Genomic DNA, 14,223 nt, shown 5'->3' on the forward strand with positions numbered 1-14,223 from the left:
TGGCGGGGGGCGGCGTGGGCTTGGGCTTGGGCGTGGGCGCGGGCGGGGGTGGGCGGGCGCTCAGATGGCCGGCGCATCGGCCGGGCTCAGCGCCGCGGCCTCGCGCTCGGTCTCGCGCGCCGGGCGGATCTGGCCGCGCTCCTTGACGAACACGATGTGCTCGTCGGCCGCCTCGCTGTTGACGAAGCTGCGGAAGCGCTGGCGCACCGCGGGCGTGGTGACGGCGGTCTTCCACTCGCACTGGTAGGTGGCCACCACATGGGCCATCTGCGCCTCGAGCTCGGCGCCCAGGCCCAGGCTGTCGTTGACCACCACGTCGCGCAGGTAGTCGAGCCCGCCTTCGAGGTTGTCGCGCCAGGTGCTGGTGCGCTGCAGCCGGTCGGCGGTGCGCACGTAGAACATCAGGAAGCGGTCGATCAGCTGGATCAGGCGCTCGCGGCTCAGGTCGCTGGCGATCAGCTCGGCATGGCGCGGCTTCATGCCGCCGTTGCCGCAGACGTAGAGATTCCAGCCCTTCTCGGTGGCGATCACGCCCACGTCCTTGCCCTGGGCCTCGGCGCATTCGCGTGTGCAGCCCGAGACACCGAACTTGATCTTGTGCGGCGCGCGCAGGCCCTTGTAGCGGTTCTCCAGCGTCACGGCCAGGCCCACCGAGTCGTCCACGCCATAGCGGCACCAGGTGCTGCCGACGCAGCTCTTGACGGTGCGCAGGCTCTTGCCATACGCGTGGCCGCTCTCGAAGCCGGCGGCGATCAGTTCTTCCCAGATCAGCGGCAGCTGCTCGACGCGGGCGCCGAACATGTCGACCCGCGCGCCACCGGTGACCTTGGTGTACAGGCCGTACTTCTTGGCGATGGTGCCCACCGCGATCAGGCCGTCGGGCGTGACCTCGCCGCCCGGCATGCGCGGCACCACCGAGTAGCTGCCGTCCTTCTGGATGTTGCCCAGGAAGTAGTCGTTGCTGTCCTGCAGTCGGGCCAGCTCGGGCTGCAGCACGAAGTCGTTCCAGCAGCTGGCCAGGATGCTGGCCGCCGCGGGCTTGCACACATCGCAGCCCAGGCCGCGGCCGTGCTTGTGCAGCAGCGCGTCCCAGCTCTTGATCTGGCCCACGCGCACCAGGTGGTACAGCTCCTGGCGCGAATGCGGAAAGTGCTCGCAGACATGGTTGTTCACCGCCAGGCCGCGCTTGGCCATCTCGGCCTTCATCACCTGGGTGACCAGGGGCACGCAGCCGCCGCAGGTGGCGCCGGCCTTGGTGCAGGCCTTGATGGCGCCGATGGTGGTGGCGCCCTCGCCCACCGCGGCGCAGATCTGCGCCTTGCTGACGCTGTTGCACGAGCAAATTTGCGCCGAGTCGGGCAGCGCGTCCACGCCCAGGCCGGGCTTGGCCTGGCCCTCGCTGCTGGGCAGGATCAGAAACTCCGGGTCGGCCGGCAGCGCAATGCCGTTGAGCGCCATCTGCAGCAGCGTGCCGTACTCGGCCGCATCGCCCACCAGCACCGCGCCCAGCAGCAGCTTGCCGTCGGCGCTGGTGACGATCTTCTTGTAGATCAGGCGCAGCTCGTCGGTGTAGCTGAAGCTGCGCGCGCCGGCGGTCTTGCCATGGGCGTCGCCGATCGAGGCCACGTCCACGCCCATCAGCTTGAGCTTGGTGCTCATGTCGGCGCCGGTGAAGCTGGCCGCCGCCTCGCCCGCGATGTGGCGTGCGGCCACGCGGGCCATGTCGTAGCCGGGCGCCACCAGGCCGAAGGTCTGGTCGTTCCAGGCCGCGCACTCGCCGATGGCGTAGACGTCGCGGTCGGCGGTGAGGCAGTGGTTGTCGATGACCACGCCGCCGCGCGGGCCCACGGCCAGCGCGCACTGGCGCGCCAGTTCGTCGCGCGGGCGGATGCCGGCCGAGAACACGATCATGTCGGTCTCGAGCCAGGTGCCGTCGGCAAACACCATGCGGTGGTGGGCGGTGGCGCCGTCGGTGATCTCGGTGGTGTTGCGGTTGAGATGGGCCTGCACGCCCAGCGCCTCGATCTTGCTGCGCAGCACCTTGCCGCCGGCGTCGTCGATCTGCACCGCCATCAGGCGCGGCGCAAACTCCACCACATGCGCCTGCAGGCCCATGTCGCGCAGCGCCTTGGCGCATTCCAGGCCCAGCAGGCCGCCGCCCACCACCACGCCGCTGCGGCTGTTGGCGCCGCGGGCCTGCATGGCCTCGAGGTCTTCGATGCTGCGGTAGACGAAGACATGCTCGCGCTCGCGCCCCGGCACCGGGGGCACGAAGGGGTAGCTGCCGGTGGCCAGCACCAGCTTGTCGTAGGCCAGCACCTCGCCGTCGGCGGTGGTAATGGTCTTGTCGCGGCGCTCGACGGCCACCGCCCGCGCCTTCAGGCGCAGGCTGAAGCCGGTGCGCTCGAAGAAGCCGGGTTCCACCAGCGACAGGTCGGCCGCGCTCTTGCCGGCAAAAAACTCCGACAGGTGCACCCGGTCGTAGGCCGCGCGCGGCTCCTCGCACAGCACCGTGACCTCGGCGCCCTGCAGCCCGCTCTCGGCCAGGGCTTCGAGGAACTTGTGGCCAACCATGCCATGGCCAACAACGACGATCTTCATGATGGATCTCTCCGGAAGGACTGCCGCGCCATGCCGGGCCACCGCCCTGCCTTGAGGGCAAGGCGGCGCAGGCCTTGGGCATGCGCCAGCAAGCGGACGGGGGGTGGGGGCAGCGGTCGGCGAGGGCTGCGCAACGGCAGCGCCTGAGGGCACCGGCCTGTCTCCACCATCGGCAGTGGAGGCTGGTCTACGAGCGGCCGGCCGGCGGCGGGGCGGGAGTTGCCGGCTGGGTCGATGCGTCAGAACAGCAAGCGTCGTGCCACCCGCAGGCGGCCGATTGGCCCGGCCGGCGCCCCTGAACATGGCGGCCATGCACCAGACGGGTGGCCCGGCGCCGCGGCCATGCACTGTCGGTGTGCCTCGGCCGGCCCGGCGGCGGGCTCAGGCCGCGGGCTCAGGCCGGTGTGTCGGGCCCGGCCGGATCGGCGGGCTCAGCGGCCTCATTGGCCCCAACCGGCTCGGACAGCAGAAAGTGCACCCGCGCCACGGCGATCGGCAGCGCGGGGTTCTTTTGCCAGCAGCGCACCTGCACCAGGGCCACGCGCGCGCCCAGGCGCACGATCTCGCAGCTGGCAAAGGTTTCCTCGGGCCGGCCGGCGCGCAGGTAGTCGATCGAAAAATCGATCGACTTCGGCAGCCGGGCACCGCCCATCGTGTGGATCAGCTGCAGCGTGGCCGCGCTCTCGGCAAAGGCCGCCACCACGCCGCCGTGCAGGGCGGGCAGGCGCGGGTTGCCGATCAGCATGTCCTGGAACGGCAGGCGGTAGAGCTGGGGCTCGGCGGTGCCGCCGGTCGCCTGCGGGGCAGGCGATTCGCGCAGGCCCAGAAACTCGGCATACGCAATCACCACGCCCGGCAGCACCGGCTGGCTGTGGGCCGGTGGCAGCCAGGGCGCCAGATCGGGCGGCAGGCCGGCGCCCGCGGCGTCGGCACGCACCATGGGCTCGTGGGCGCGCCGGGTGCCGGCCGGCGTGGACAGCATGAACGAGGCCTGCACGGCGGCCAGCGGCTGCGCACGATCGGCCTGCCAGACCTCGCCGCGCACAAAGGCCACATGTCGCGTGAGCCGGAAGCAGTGCGCCTCGCACAGCAGGGCATGGCCGGGCGTGGCCGGGCGCAGGTAGTCCATGCGCAGGTCCAGCGTGGCATAGGGCGCGCGCTCGCGCATCGCCGCGCCCACGGCCAGGCCGCAGGTCGAATCGGCCAGCACCGTGAGCGGCCCCGAGTGCAGCACCTGGCGCGCGGGGTCGCCCAGCCAGGCCGGCCGGTCGGGCAGCTGCATGCAGCCGCGGGCCGGGCCCACCTCGGTGGCCTGCAGGCCGATCTTGCGCATGTGCGGCGCCTGGCCGACGTAGCGGCGGTTGATCTCGTCGAGGGTGCTGCTCACGGGGTGGGTTGCGTCAGGCGCGTGTCGGCATCGCCGCATTGTCGGGCGGGCCGGCCGGTGGCCAGTCGAAGGCCTGCACCACGCCCTTCCAGGCGCCCTGCGTGACCTGGGTCTCGGCAAAGCCGCCGGCACCGCACAGCCGGCCGAGCGTGCGGCGCCAGAAGGCCTGGGCCGGCAGGTTGCGCGGCATCTGGCCGATCTCCCACGGCCCCGGGTGGCTGGCGATCACCTGGCCGGCCAGTGCCGCGCCGAGGCCCAGGCGGCGGTATTTCTTGAGCACGAAGAACTGCTCCATCCAGCAGCCGCTGCGCCGCGTGACCGCGGCCGGCGACACCAGGGCGCAGGCCGCGTAGCGCCCGTCGGCCAGGCCGACATGGGCAAACCAGTGCTCGGCACGGCGGTGGCGGTCGAGCGCATAACCGTAGCGGCCCTCGGCATCGAGGTCCTGGTCCCAGATGTCGGACAGCTCATGCTGGTACAGCTCGAGCATCTGCGCCACGGCGGCAAAGTCGCCGGCCCGAGCGAGGCGGTGTTGGATCTGCATGCTGCGGCCGATGATGGCCGAGCGCTGCCGGCACGGCAAGGCGCGCGCCGGGCCGCGCCCAGGCGTTGGCCCCGGGCCACAGGTGGGCCCTGAAGCAGGCCCGTGCCTTGGATCGCGGGGTTCCCGCTCGGGCATGAAACTGCGTCAATCGGTGACAAACGTTTCCCGTCGCATCCCCATCCCTCCGCCTGCAAAGCCATCGCCATGCAACGTCGTCAATTCCTATCCCGCTCGGCCCTGGCCGGGGCCAGCCTGATCGGCACCGGTCAGGCCCATGCCACGCTGCGCCAGCCATCGGCCGCGATCCTGTGGAACCGCGTGATGCTGCAGGCGGTGATGAACACGGTGATGCCCGTCACCCACGCCGCACGCGCGCTGGCCATGGTGCACGAGGCCATCTACAACGCCTGGGCGCACTACGACCTGCGCGCGGCCTTCACGCAGAAGAACCTGTCCAAGCGCCTGATCCTCGAGTGGAACGACATCAACCGCCGGGTGGCCATCGGCCATGCGGCGCATGGCGTGCTGGTGGAGCTGTTTCCCACCCAGACGCCGCTGTTCGAGGTGCTGCTGCAGACGCAGATCGCCGATGCCTGGCTGTCGGTGGGCGGCTGGAACGCCGGCAACGTGGGCCGCCAGTCGGCCTACCGCGTGATCGAGTCGCGCAACAACGACGGCGCCAACCAGCGCGGCGACCTGGCGCCCGGCGCCTACAGCGACTGGACCGGCTATGCGCCGGTGAACACGCCCGACCTGATCACCGACATCAGCCGCTGGCAGCCGCTGCGCCTGCCCAATGCCGCCGGCCAGCTGGTGGTGCAGCGCTTCCTCACGCCGCACTGGGGCCGGGTGCGGCCGTTCGCGCTGGCCTCGGGCTCGGTCTACCGGCCCGCGCTGTCGCCCGCCGCGCCCACCCAGGCCGAGATGCTGGAGGTGATCGAGTTCAGCGCCAGCCTCGACGACCGCGCCAAGGCGCTGTGCGACTTCTGGGCCGCCAACCCGGGCAGCGTGACGCCGCCGGGCATGTGGCTGCAGATGGCCGAGACGGTGTCGGCGCTCGACGGCAATTCGCTGGCCGACGACGTGAAGCTGCTGTTCACCACCGCCCAGGCCGGGCTGGATGCCAGCATCGCCGCCTGGGATGCCAAGCGCACCTTCGACCAGGTGCGCCCGGCCACGGCGATTCCATACTTCTTCCGCGGCCAGGCCATCCGCGCCTGGGCCGGGCCGGGCCAGGGCGTGCGCCAGATCCTGGGCGAGCACTGGGTGCCCTGGCAGCGGCCGGTCAACCGCACGCCGCCCTTCCCCGACTTCGTCTCGGGCCACAGCTGCTTCAGCGCCGCCTGTGCCACGGCCATGGCGGCGGTGCGCGGCAGCGATCTGGCGCGGCTGGCGGTTACGGTCAAGGCCGGCTCGTTCCGCACCGATCCGGGCCTGCCGCTGGCCGACATCAGCTTCCAGTGGAACAGCCTCAGCGAGGCCGCCGATGCGGCCGGCCAATCGCGGCGCATGTGCGGCATCCACTGGTCGCGCTCCGACCTGGGCGGCCGCAGCCTGGGCAAGCGCGTGGGCCAGACGGTGGCGGCCAAGGCCGCGGCGCTGTTTCGCGGCAGCTACTGAGGCCGCGGCCGCCAGGTCGCGCGCGCCGGGCGACTTGAAGGCGGGCTTTGGGGCAGCCGTAACGCGTCAAGAATGATTCTTATTATGATGCGGGCTGCCCGCCGACCCGGTCGGTTGTTTCATCCCGGAGCCCTGCACATGCCCTGCCCCCCGTTCAAGCCCTCCACCCTGGCCGCCGTGGTGCTGGCCCTTGCCAGCCTGGGTGCCCAGGCCCAGGACAAGGTGCTCAACCTCTACAGCGCGCGCCACTACCAGACCGACGAGGCGCTGTACGCCAACTTCACCAAGGCCACCGGCATCCGCATCAACCGCATCGACGGTGACGATGCCGGCATCCTCACGCGGCTGAAGAACGAGGGCGCCTCGAGTCCGGCCGACGCGGTGCTGCTGGTCGACGCGGCGCGGCTGTGGAAGGCCGAGTCCGAAGGCCTGTTCGCGCCGGTGAAGTCGGCCGTGCTCGAGGCCCGCATCCCGGCCACGCTGCGCGGCAAGGACAACGGCCAGGGCCCGTCGTGGTTCGGCTTCTCGACCCGCGCCCGCGTGGTGGTCTACAACAAGGCCACGGTCAAGGCCGACGAGGTCGACACCTACGCCGAGCTGGGCGAGCCCAAGAACAAGGGCCGGGTGTGCACCCGCTCGGGCTCGCACCCGTACAACCTGTCGCTGTTCGGCTCGGTGCTCGAGCATGTCGGCCCCGAGAAGACCGAGGCCTGGCTGCGCGGCCTGGTGGCCAACATGGCGCGCGCGCCCAAGGGCGGCGACACCGACCAGATCAAGGCCGTGGCTACCGGCGAATGCCAGGTGGCGCTGACCAACAGCTACTACCTGGCCCGCCTGATGCGCTCGGACAAGCCCGAAGACCGCGAGGTGGTGCAGAAGATCGGCGTGGTGTTCCCCGACCAGCAGGGCGCCGGCACGCATGTCAACGTGGCCGGTGGCGCGGTGGCCGCCCATGCCAAGAACCGCGTGGCCGCGGCGCAGTTCCTCGAGTACCTGGCCAGCGACGAGGCGCAGGGCTACTTCGCCAACGGCAACAACGAGTGGCCGGTGGTGCGCAGCGTCAAGCCGGCCAACCCGGCGCTCGAGGCGCTGGGCAGCTTCAAGCAGGAAGCCGTGCCGGTGGCCGCGGTGGGCGCCAACCAGGCCCGCGTGCAGCAGATGCTGGACCGCGTGGGCTACAAGTAAGCCGCCGCCGGCCGCGTGGCCGGCACCGCCGGCGCCCGGGCCTCGGCCCGGCGCCGGCCGATGGTGCGCGACAGCAGCACCACCGGCAGCAGGCCCACTGCCACGATGGCCAGCGATGGCAGCGCAGCCTCGGCCAGACGCTCGTCGCGCGCCAGGTTGTAGCCCACCACGGCCAGCGTGTCGCTGCCGAAGGGCCGCAGCAGCAGCGTGGCGGGCAGCTCCTTCATGGTGTCGACGAACACCAGCAGCGCCGCCGTCCAGGCCGAGCGCGACAGCAGCGGCAGGTGCACGCCGAAGAACAGCCGCAGGCGCCCGGCCCCCAAGACGCGCGAGGTCTCGTCCATCGAACGCGGCAGCCGGGTGTAGCCCGACTCCACGCTCTGCAGCGCCACCGCCGAAAAGCGCACCAGGTAGGCAAACAGCAGGCCGGCCAGCGTGCCGGTGAACAGCGCCGCAATGCCCGACGCCGGCCAGTGCGCCTGCAGCCAGGCCACCGGCAGCAGGATGCCCAGCGCCACCACCGCGCCCGGCACCGCATAGCCCAGCTGCAGCACCCGCACGCCCAGCCTGAACAGGCGGCCGCCACCCTCGGCCGGGCCGCGCCGCGGCAGGCGCAGCGCAAAGCCCACCGCCAGCGCCAGCAGCGTGGCCATGGCCGCCGCCATGGCCGCCAGCTGGAAGCTCGACCAGGCCCACTGCGCAAAACGCGCCAGCGGCAGACCGGCCAGGTTGCCCATGGCTTCGCGCCACAGCATCACGCACAGCCAGGCGGTGGGCAGCACGAAGCCCAGCAGCACCGGCAGCGCGCAGCCGAACGTGAGCGCCCAGCGCGCCGCGCCGGGCAGCGTGATGGCACGCAGCTCGCCCGCGGCCGACTGGCCGTGCCGGCTGCCCGCAAAGCGCATGCGCGACTGCGCCTGGCGCTCGGCCGCCAGCAGCAGGGCCACCGCCACCAGCAGCATCGAGGCCAGCTGGGCGGCCGCGGTGGCGTCGTTCATCGACAGCCAGGCGCGGTAGATGCCGGTGGTGAAGGTGGACAGGCCGAAGTACGAGCCCACGCCGTAGTCGGCCAGGGTCTCCATCAGCGCCAGGGCGGTGCCGGCCACGATGGCCGGGCGCACCAGCGGCAGCGCCACATCGCGGATGCGCCGCACCAGGCCGGCACCGAGCAGGCGCGCGGCCTCCAGCGGCTGGGCGGCGGCCTCGGCCAGCGCGGCGCGGGTGAGCAGGTACACGTAGGGGTACAGGCACAGCACGAACAGCAGCACCGCGCCCCACAGGCTGCGCACATCGGGCCACAGCGCGCCCTGCCAGCCGAAGGCCGCGCGCAGCGCCACCTGCAGCGGGCCGCTGAACTGCAGCGCATCGGTGTAGGCATAGGCCAGCACATAGCCCGGCATGGCCAGCGGCAGCAGCAGGGCCCACTCGAACAGCGCCCGCCCCGGAAAGGCAAACATCGCCACCGCCACGGCACTGGCCACGCCCAGCAGCACCACCCCCAGCGCCACGCCGGCCGCCAGGCCCAGCGACTGCGCCACATAGCCCGGCAGCACCGTTTCGGCCTGGTGGCGCAGCACGGCCAGCGCCGCGGCGTCAAAGCTCAGCCAGGCGGCCAGCACGGTCAGCACCGGCAGGGCCAGCAGCAGGCACAACAAGGTCAGCAGCCTGCGCATGCGGGATCGAGAGTGTGAGAACGAACGCGAAGCATTCTGGGTCAAGAGGGCGTCGATATCATAGGAGCATGTCCCTTCACCTCGACGGCGTGAGCGTGCACTACGGCAGCGGCCCGGGCCGCCACGAGGCCGTGTCGTCGGTATCGCTGAACCTCGCGGCCGGCCAGATCGGCGTGCTGCTGGGCCCCTCGGGCTGCGGCAAGACCTCGCTGCTGCGCGCCGTGTGCGGGCTGGAACAGGCCACGCAGGGCCAGGTGCGCCTTGGTGGCCAGGTGCTGGCCGATGCCGACAGCGGCCTGCATGTGCCGCCCGAGCAGCGCCAGGTGGGCCTGGTGTTCCAGGACTACGCGCTGTTTCCGCACCTCAGCGTGGCCGACAACATCGCCTATGGCCTGCATGCGCTGCCGCGCGCGCAGCGCCGCGAGCGGGTGCAGCAGATGCTGGCGCTGGTGGATCTGGCGCAGGCCGGCGCGCGCATGCCGCACCAGCTGTCGGGCGGCCAGCAGCAGCGCATCGCCCTGGCCCGGGCGCTGGCACCGGCACCACGGCTGCTGCTGCTGGACGAGCCCTTCTCCAGCCTGGATGTCGACCTGCGCGAGCGCCTGGCGCACGAGGTGCGTGCCATCCTCAAGCAGCACGGCACCACCGCGCTGGTGGTCACCCACGACCAGCTCGAGGCCTTTGCGCTGGGCGACCTGATCGGCGTGATGAACCACGGCCGCCTCGAGCAGTGGGACAGCGCCTATGCGCTGTATCACCGGCCGACCAGCCGCTTCGTGGCGCAGTTCATCGGCCATGGCGTGTTCGCGCCGGCACGCATCGTGGCGCATGGCGGCGGCTACCGGGTGGAGACCGCGCTGGGCGTGCTCAAGGACATCGCCGACCAGCCGCCAGCGCAGGGTGTCGCCGACCACGAGTGCGAGGTGCTGCTGCGCGCCGACGACGTGGTGCACGACGACGACAGCCCGATGATGGCGCGCATCGAGCGCAAGGCCTTTCGCGGTGCCGAGTACCTGTACACGTTGCGCCTGGCCAATGGCGAGCCGCTGCTGGCCCTGGTGCCCTCGCACCACGACCACCCGGTGGGCGAGTGGATCGGCGTGCGCCCGCAGGTCGACCATGTGGTCACCTTCGACAAGCCCAGCCGCGGCTGCGGCCCCGGCGGCCCCGGCGCCAAGCCGGGCTGAGCGGCTGAGGCCGCGGCGCCGCCACCCGGCCCCGGCCAGGCACCCAGGCCAGAATGAGCCATGCCCCAAGCGCTGGACATCCGCCTGCTGTACCTGATCGCCATGCTCACCGCGCTGCTGCTGGCGCTGGCCATGCACCTGGTGCACCGGCTCAAGCCCGGCGCACCGGGCGTGCGCTCGTGGCAGCTGGGCTCGGCCATCGGCGCGTTGGGCTTTGCGCTGGTGGCGCTGCGCGGCCTGATGCCCGATGCGCTGACCATCGTGCTGGCCAATGGCCTGGGCGTGCTGGGCACGGCGCGCCTGCTGCGCGGGCTGCGCGAGGCGCTGGGCCAGGCGCCGCAGCGCCGGGTCGAGCAGCTGGCCACCGCGGCCACGCTGGCGCTGTGCCTGTACTTCACGCTGGTCGAGCCCGACTTCAATGCGCGCGTGCGCGGCGTGTCGGCGGTCTACATCCTGCTGGCGCTGCATGCGCTGGGCCTGCTGTTCGGCCGCGTCGCCAGCGCCGATGCCAACCCCTGGTGCTGGCGCGTCATCGGCCTGGTGGTGGCGGCCGCCGGCATCGGCCATGGCCTGCGCCTGCTGGGCGCGGACGCCCCGGCGGCCAGCGGCGCCGCGCTGCTGCGCCAGCGCAGCGGCCACGAGGCGCTGCTGCTGGCCACGCTGGCGGTGAGCCATGTCACGCTGATCTTCACGCTGGTGTTCGTGATGGCCAGCCGGGTGATCGGCTCGCTGAGCGCCAGCGAGGCCCTGCAGCGCGCGCTGGTGCAGCGCCTGCGCGCCAGCGAGCAACAGCTCGAGACCCTGGTGGCGCAGGCGCCGATGGCGATCGCCATGCTCGACCACGAGCTGCGCTACATCGTCGCCAGCAGCGCCTGGCAGCGCCGCATGCTGGGCGCCGAGCAGCCGCTGGCCGGCCACCGCATCGGCAGCCACCGGCGGGTGCAGCTGCCGCGCCAGTGCCTGGGCGCGCACCAGCGGGTGATGGCCGGCGAGACGGTGTCGGGCGAATCCGAACCGCTGCAGTTCGACGACGAGGCGCCGCGCCTGTTCGACTGGAGCGCCTCGCCCTGGCGCGGGCCCGACGGCACGGTGGGCGGCCTGATCCTGTGCGTGGAGGAGGTCACCGCGCGAGAGCAGGCGATCACCGCGCTGCGCGAGTCGAACTCCAAGTTCACCTCGGTGTTCGAGACCGGCCTGGTGGGCATGGCCATCAACGCCCTGCCCGATGGCCGCTTTCTCGACATCAACGACGCCTGGCTGAGCCTGCTGGGCTACCGCCGCGACCAGATCGTGGGCCGCAGCGGCGGCGAGCTGCAGCTGTGGCTCGACCCGCGCCAGCGCAGCCAGGCCCTGGACACGCTGATGCGCGAAGGCCGCGTGAGCGCCGTGCAGGCGCGGCTGCGCCACGCCGACGGCCATGCGCTCGATGCGCTGTTCTCGGCCAACCTGGTGCAGACCGACGAGCGCCAGATCTTCGTCAGCATGCTGGCCGACGTGTCGGCACTGAAGGACGCCCAGCGCTCGCTGCAGGCCCAGAAGGACGACCTGGAGCACACCGTGGCCGAGCGCACCCGCGACCTGGCGCTGGCCCGCGACGCGGCCGAATCGGCCAACCGCGCCAAGAGCGCCTTCCTGGCCAACATGAGCCACGAGATCCGCACCCCGCTCAACGGCATCCTGGGCATGGCCTACCTGGTGCGCCACTCGGGCATTGCGCCGGCCCAGCAGCAGCGCCTGGCGCAGCTGGAAGGTGCCGGGCGCCACCTGCTGCAGGTGATCAACGACGTGCTCGACCTGTCCAAGATCGAGGCCGGCGGCATGCAGCTCGAGCAGCGGCCGTTTCTGGCCGACGAGCTGGAGGCCCTGGTCAGCGCGGTGGCCATGCCGCTGGCCGCCGCCAAGGGCCTGCGCCTGGGCATCGACCTGGGCGCGATCCCGCCCACGCTGGTGGGCGACAGCGGCCGCCTGGCGCAGGCGCTGATCAACCTGCTGTCCAACGCCATCAAGTTCACCGAGCAGGGCCGCGTGAGCCTGCTGGGCCTGCTGCGCGAGATGGATGCCCAGGGCTGCGAGCTGGTGTTCGAGGTCAGCGACAGCGGCATCGGCATGGACGAGACGCAGCTGGCGCGCATCTTCAAGCCCTTTGGCCAGGCCGACAGCTCGGTGACCCGGCGCTACGGCGGCACCGGCCTGGGCCTGGTGATCACCCGCCACCTGGCCGAGATGATGGGCGGCAGCCTGACCGTGAGCAGCCGGCCCGGCGTCGGCAGCCGCTTCAGGCTGAGCGTGCGCCTGGGCCTGCCGCCGCTGGGCAGCGGCCAGCCGGCCGTGGCCCAGCCCGACCTGCAGCAGGCGCGCGGCGCCGAGGCGCAGCTGCGCCGGCTGCTGGCCGGCCGCCCGCTGCTGGTGGTGGAGGACGACCCGCTCAGCCGCCGCTTCATGGCCGACCTGCTGGCCGACATGGGCCTGGCCTTCGACATTGCCGAGGACGGCGCCCAGGCCGTGGCGCTGTGCGCCCAGCGCGCCTATGCCGCGATCCTGATGGACCTGCACATGCCCACGCTGGGCGGTGCCGAGGCGGCACGCCACATCCGCGCCCTGCCCGGCCACCGCGCCACGCCGCTGCTGGCGGTGACCGCCGATGCCGGCGAGCAGCCGCGCGACGACTGCCTGCGCGCCGGCTTCGACGCGGTGCTGCACAAGCCGCTGGAGCCGGCGCGCCTGGTCGAGGCCCTGACCCGCGCCGTGGCGCCGGCGGCGGCCGCAGGCGGCTGAGCCGAGGCGGGCTCAGCTGCGCCGGGCGTACACCCGGTGCTCGTAGACCGCCGTCTCCAGCGCCATGTAGCCGGTGAACGAGGCCGCATCGGCAAAGGGCAGGATCTGCGTGGCCCAGAAGCCGCCCACGCCGTTGCGCCGGTCGATCCAGTAAAACAGGTTGGCCAGGCCGGCCCAGCCCAGCGCACCGGCGGGCCGGCCGGTGGGCGCCGTCTCGTCGTTGATCATGAACGGCAGCGACCACGACTTGCGCTGGCCCGGAAAGAACTCGGCATCGTTGGACAGCGACGGGATCACGCCCGGCAGCAGCGTGACCTTCAGCGCCGCGTTCACCTTGGCCAGGTGGTTCTGCTCGGCCAGGCGCACGGTGTCGGCCTTGAGCACCTGGCCCAGCTCGCCGCGGCCGTCGTTGAGCCACATGCGGATGAAGCGCATGTAGTCGCCCACCGTGCCGTACAGGCCGTGGCCGCCCATGTCGACCTCGGGTGGCGAGGGCAGCTCGAAGTCCATGGCCGTGAGCGAGCCGTCGGCATGGCGCGCATGCATGCCGGCCAGGCGCGCGCGCAGCCTGTCGTTCAGCGCGAAGCTCATGTCGCGCATGCCGAGCGGATCAAAGATGCGGCTTTGCAGCACCTCGCCCAGCCGCCGGCCGGTGATGCCCTCCACCACCTGGCCCACCCAGTCGATGTTGGTGCCGTAGGTCCACTGCGTGCCGGGGTCGAACAGCAGCGGGGTCATCAGCGCCGCCTTGCTGCAGGTGATGACGCTGGGCTGGCCCTTTTGTTCGGCCAGGCGCAGGTAGGTGGCATTGAAGAAGTCGTAGCCGAAACCACCGGTGTGGGTGAGCAGCTGGCGCGTGGTGGGCACGCTGCGCGGCGCGCGCAGCACGGGCTCGCCGCGCTCGTCGAAGCCCTCGATGACCTGCAGCCGGGCGATGTCGGGCGCGTAGCGGCTGGCCGGCGCATCGAGGTCGAGCCGGTCCTCCTCCATCAGCTGCAGCGCCGCGGTGGCGGTGATGGCCTTGGTGGTGGAAAACAGCGCAAAGGCGTCGTCCAGCGCCATCGGCGTGCGGCCGTCGCTGCGGCGCACGCCGGCCACGCCTTCGTAGAGGTTGCGCTCGCGGTCGGTGACCATGGCCACGACGCCGGGCACGCCCGGACTGGCGCTGACCACGCCCTGCAGGATCTGGTCGGCGGCTTGCTGGAAACGGGTGTTCATGTCGGCAACTCCTGGGTGGGTGTCCATGCGGGT

Annotated in this window: 9 protein-coding genes; 4 read left to right on the forward strand and 5 right to left on the reverse strand. The window is 72.0% G+C overall.

Annotated features, from left to right (window positions below; translation table 11 throughout):
* Positions 1 to 60: 60 nt before the first annotated feature.
* From nirB to N4G63_RS11990, 3 genes are all read right to left on the reverse strand, one after another.
* Complete coding sequence (gene nirB, locus N4G63_RS11980; RefSeq protein WP_260788638.1) at positions 61 to 2,601, reverse strand: nitrite reductase large subunit NirB; 2,541 nt, start codon at positions 2,599 to 2,601, stop codon at positions 61 to 63.
* Between the two features lie 394 nt (positions 2,602 to 2,995).
* Complete coding sequence (locus N4G63_RS11985) at positions 2,996 to 3,988, reverse strand: hotdog domain-containing protein (RefSeq protein ID WP_260788639.1); 993 nt, start codon at positions 3,986 to 3,988, stop codon at positions 2,996 to 2,998.
* 13 nt (positions 3,989 to 4,001) lie between these two features.
* Positions 4,002 to 4,532, reverse strand: coding sequence for a GNAT family N-acetyltransferase (locus tag N4G63_RS11990; protein WP_314599712.1), 531 nt, complete (start codon positions 4,530 to 4,532; stop codon positions 4,002 to 4,004).
* Between the two features lie 204 nt (positions 4,533 to 4,736).
* Here N4G63_RS11990 and N4G63_RS11995 point away from each other — a divergent pair, with 204 nt between their 5' ends.
* Positions 4,737 to 6,152, forward strand: coding sequence for a vanadium-dependent haloperoxidase (locus tag N4G63_RS11995; protein ID WP_260788640.1), 1,416 nt, complete (start codon positions 4,737 to 4,739; stop codon positions 6,150 to 6,152).
* Positions 6,153 to 6,290: 138 nt separating this feature from the next.
* Positions 6,291 to 7,337, forward strand: a complete 1,047-nt coding sequence (locus tag N4G63_RS12000; RefSeq protein ID WP_260788641.1) for an extracellular solute-binding protein — start codon at positions 6,291 to 6,293, stop codon at positions 7,335 to 7,337.
* On the opposite strand, the gene N4G63_RS12005 is transcribed toward N4G63_RS12000, so the two are convergent.
* Positions 7,328 to 9,010 carry an ABC transporter permease gene (locus N4G63_RS12005; protein ID WP_260788642.1) on the reverse strand — a complete coding sequence of 561 codons (1,683 nt, stop codon included), beginning with the start codon at positions 9,008 to 9,010 and terminating at the stop codon, positions 7,328 to 7,330. The genes N4G63_RS12000 and N4G63_RS12005 overlap by 10 nt on opposite strands.
* A gap of 68 nt (positions 9,011 to 9,078) precedes the next feature.
* Between N4G63_RS12005 and N4G63_RS12010 the strand changes: the two genes are divergently transcribed.
* Both N4G63_RS12010 and N4G63_RS12015 read left to right on the forward strand, forming a co-directional pair.
* Positions 9,079 to 10,197, forward strand: coding sequence for an ABC transporter ATP-binding protein (locus N4G63_RS12010; protein ID WP_260788643.1), 1,119 nt, complete (start codon positions 9,079 to 9,081; stop codon positions 10,195 to 10,197).
* A 60-nt stretch (positions 10,198 to 10,257) separates the two neighbouring features.
* Complete coding sequence (locus N4G63_RS12015; protein WP_260788644.1) at positions 10,258 to 12,972, forward strand: PAS domain-containing hybrid sensor histidine kinase/response regulator; 2,715 nt, start codon at positions 10,258 to 10,260, stop codon at positions 12,970 to 12,972.
* Between the two features lie 12 nt (positions 12,973 to 12,984).
* Here N4G63_RS12015 and acmB read toward each other — a convergent pair whose 3' ends face one another.
* The gene (gene acmB / locus N4G63_RS12020) at positions 12,985 to 14,190 is read right to left on the reverse strand and encodes a methyl acetate hydrolase AcmB (RefSeq protein ID WP_260788645.1); all 1,206 of its coding nucleotides are present in this window, start codon (positions 14,188 to 14,190) and stop codon (positions 12,985 to 12,987) included.
* Positions 14,191 to 14,223: the final 33 nt, after the last annotated feature.

The sequence above is a fragment of the Aquabacterium sp. OR-4 genome, assembly GCF_025290835.2.
Classification (GTDB): domain Bacteria; phylum Pseudomonadota; class Gammaproteobacteria; order Burkholderiales; family Burkholderiaceae_C; genus Pseudaquabacterium.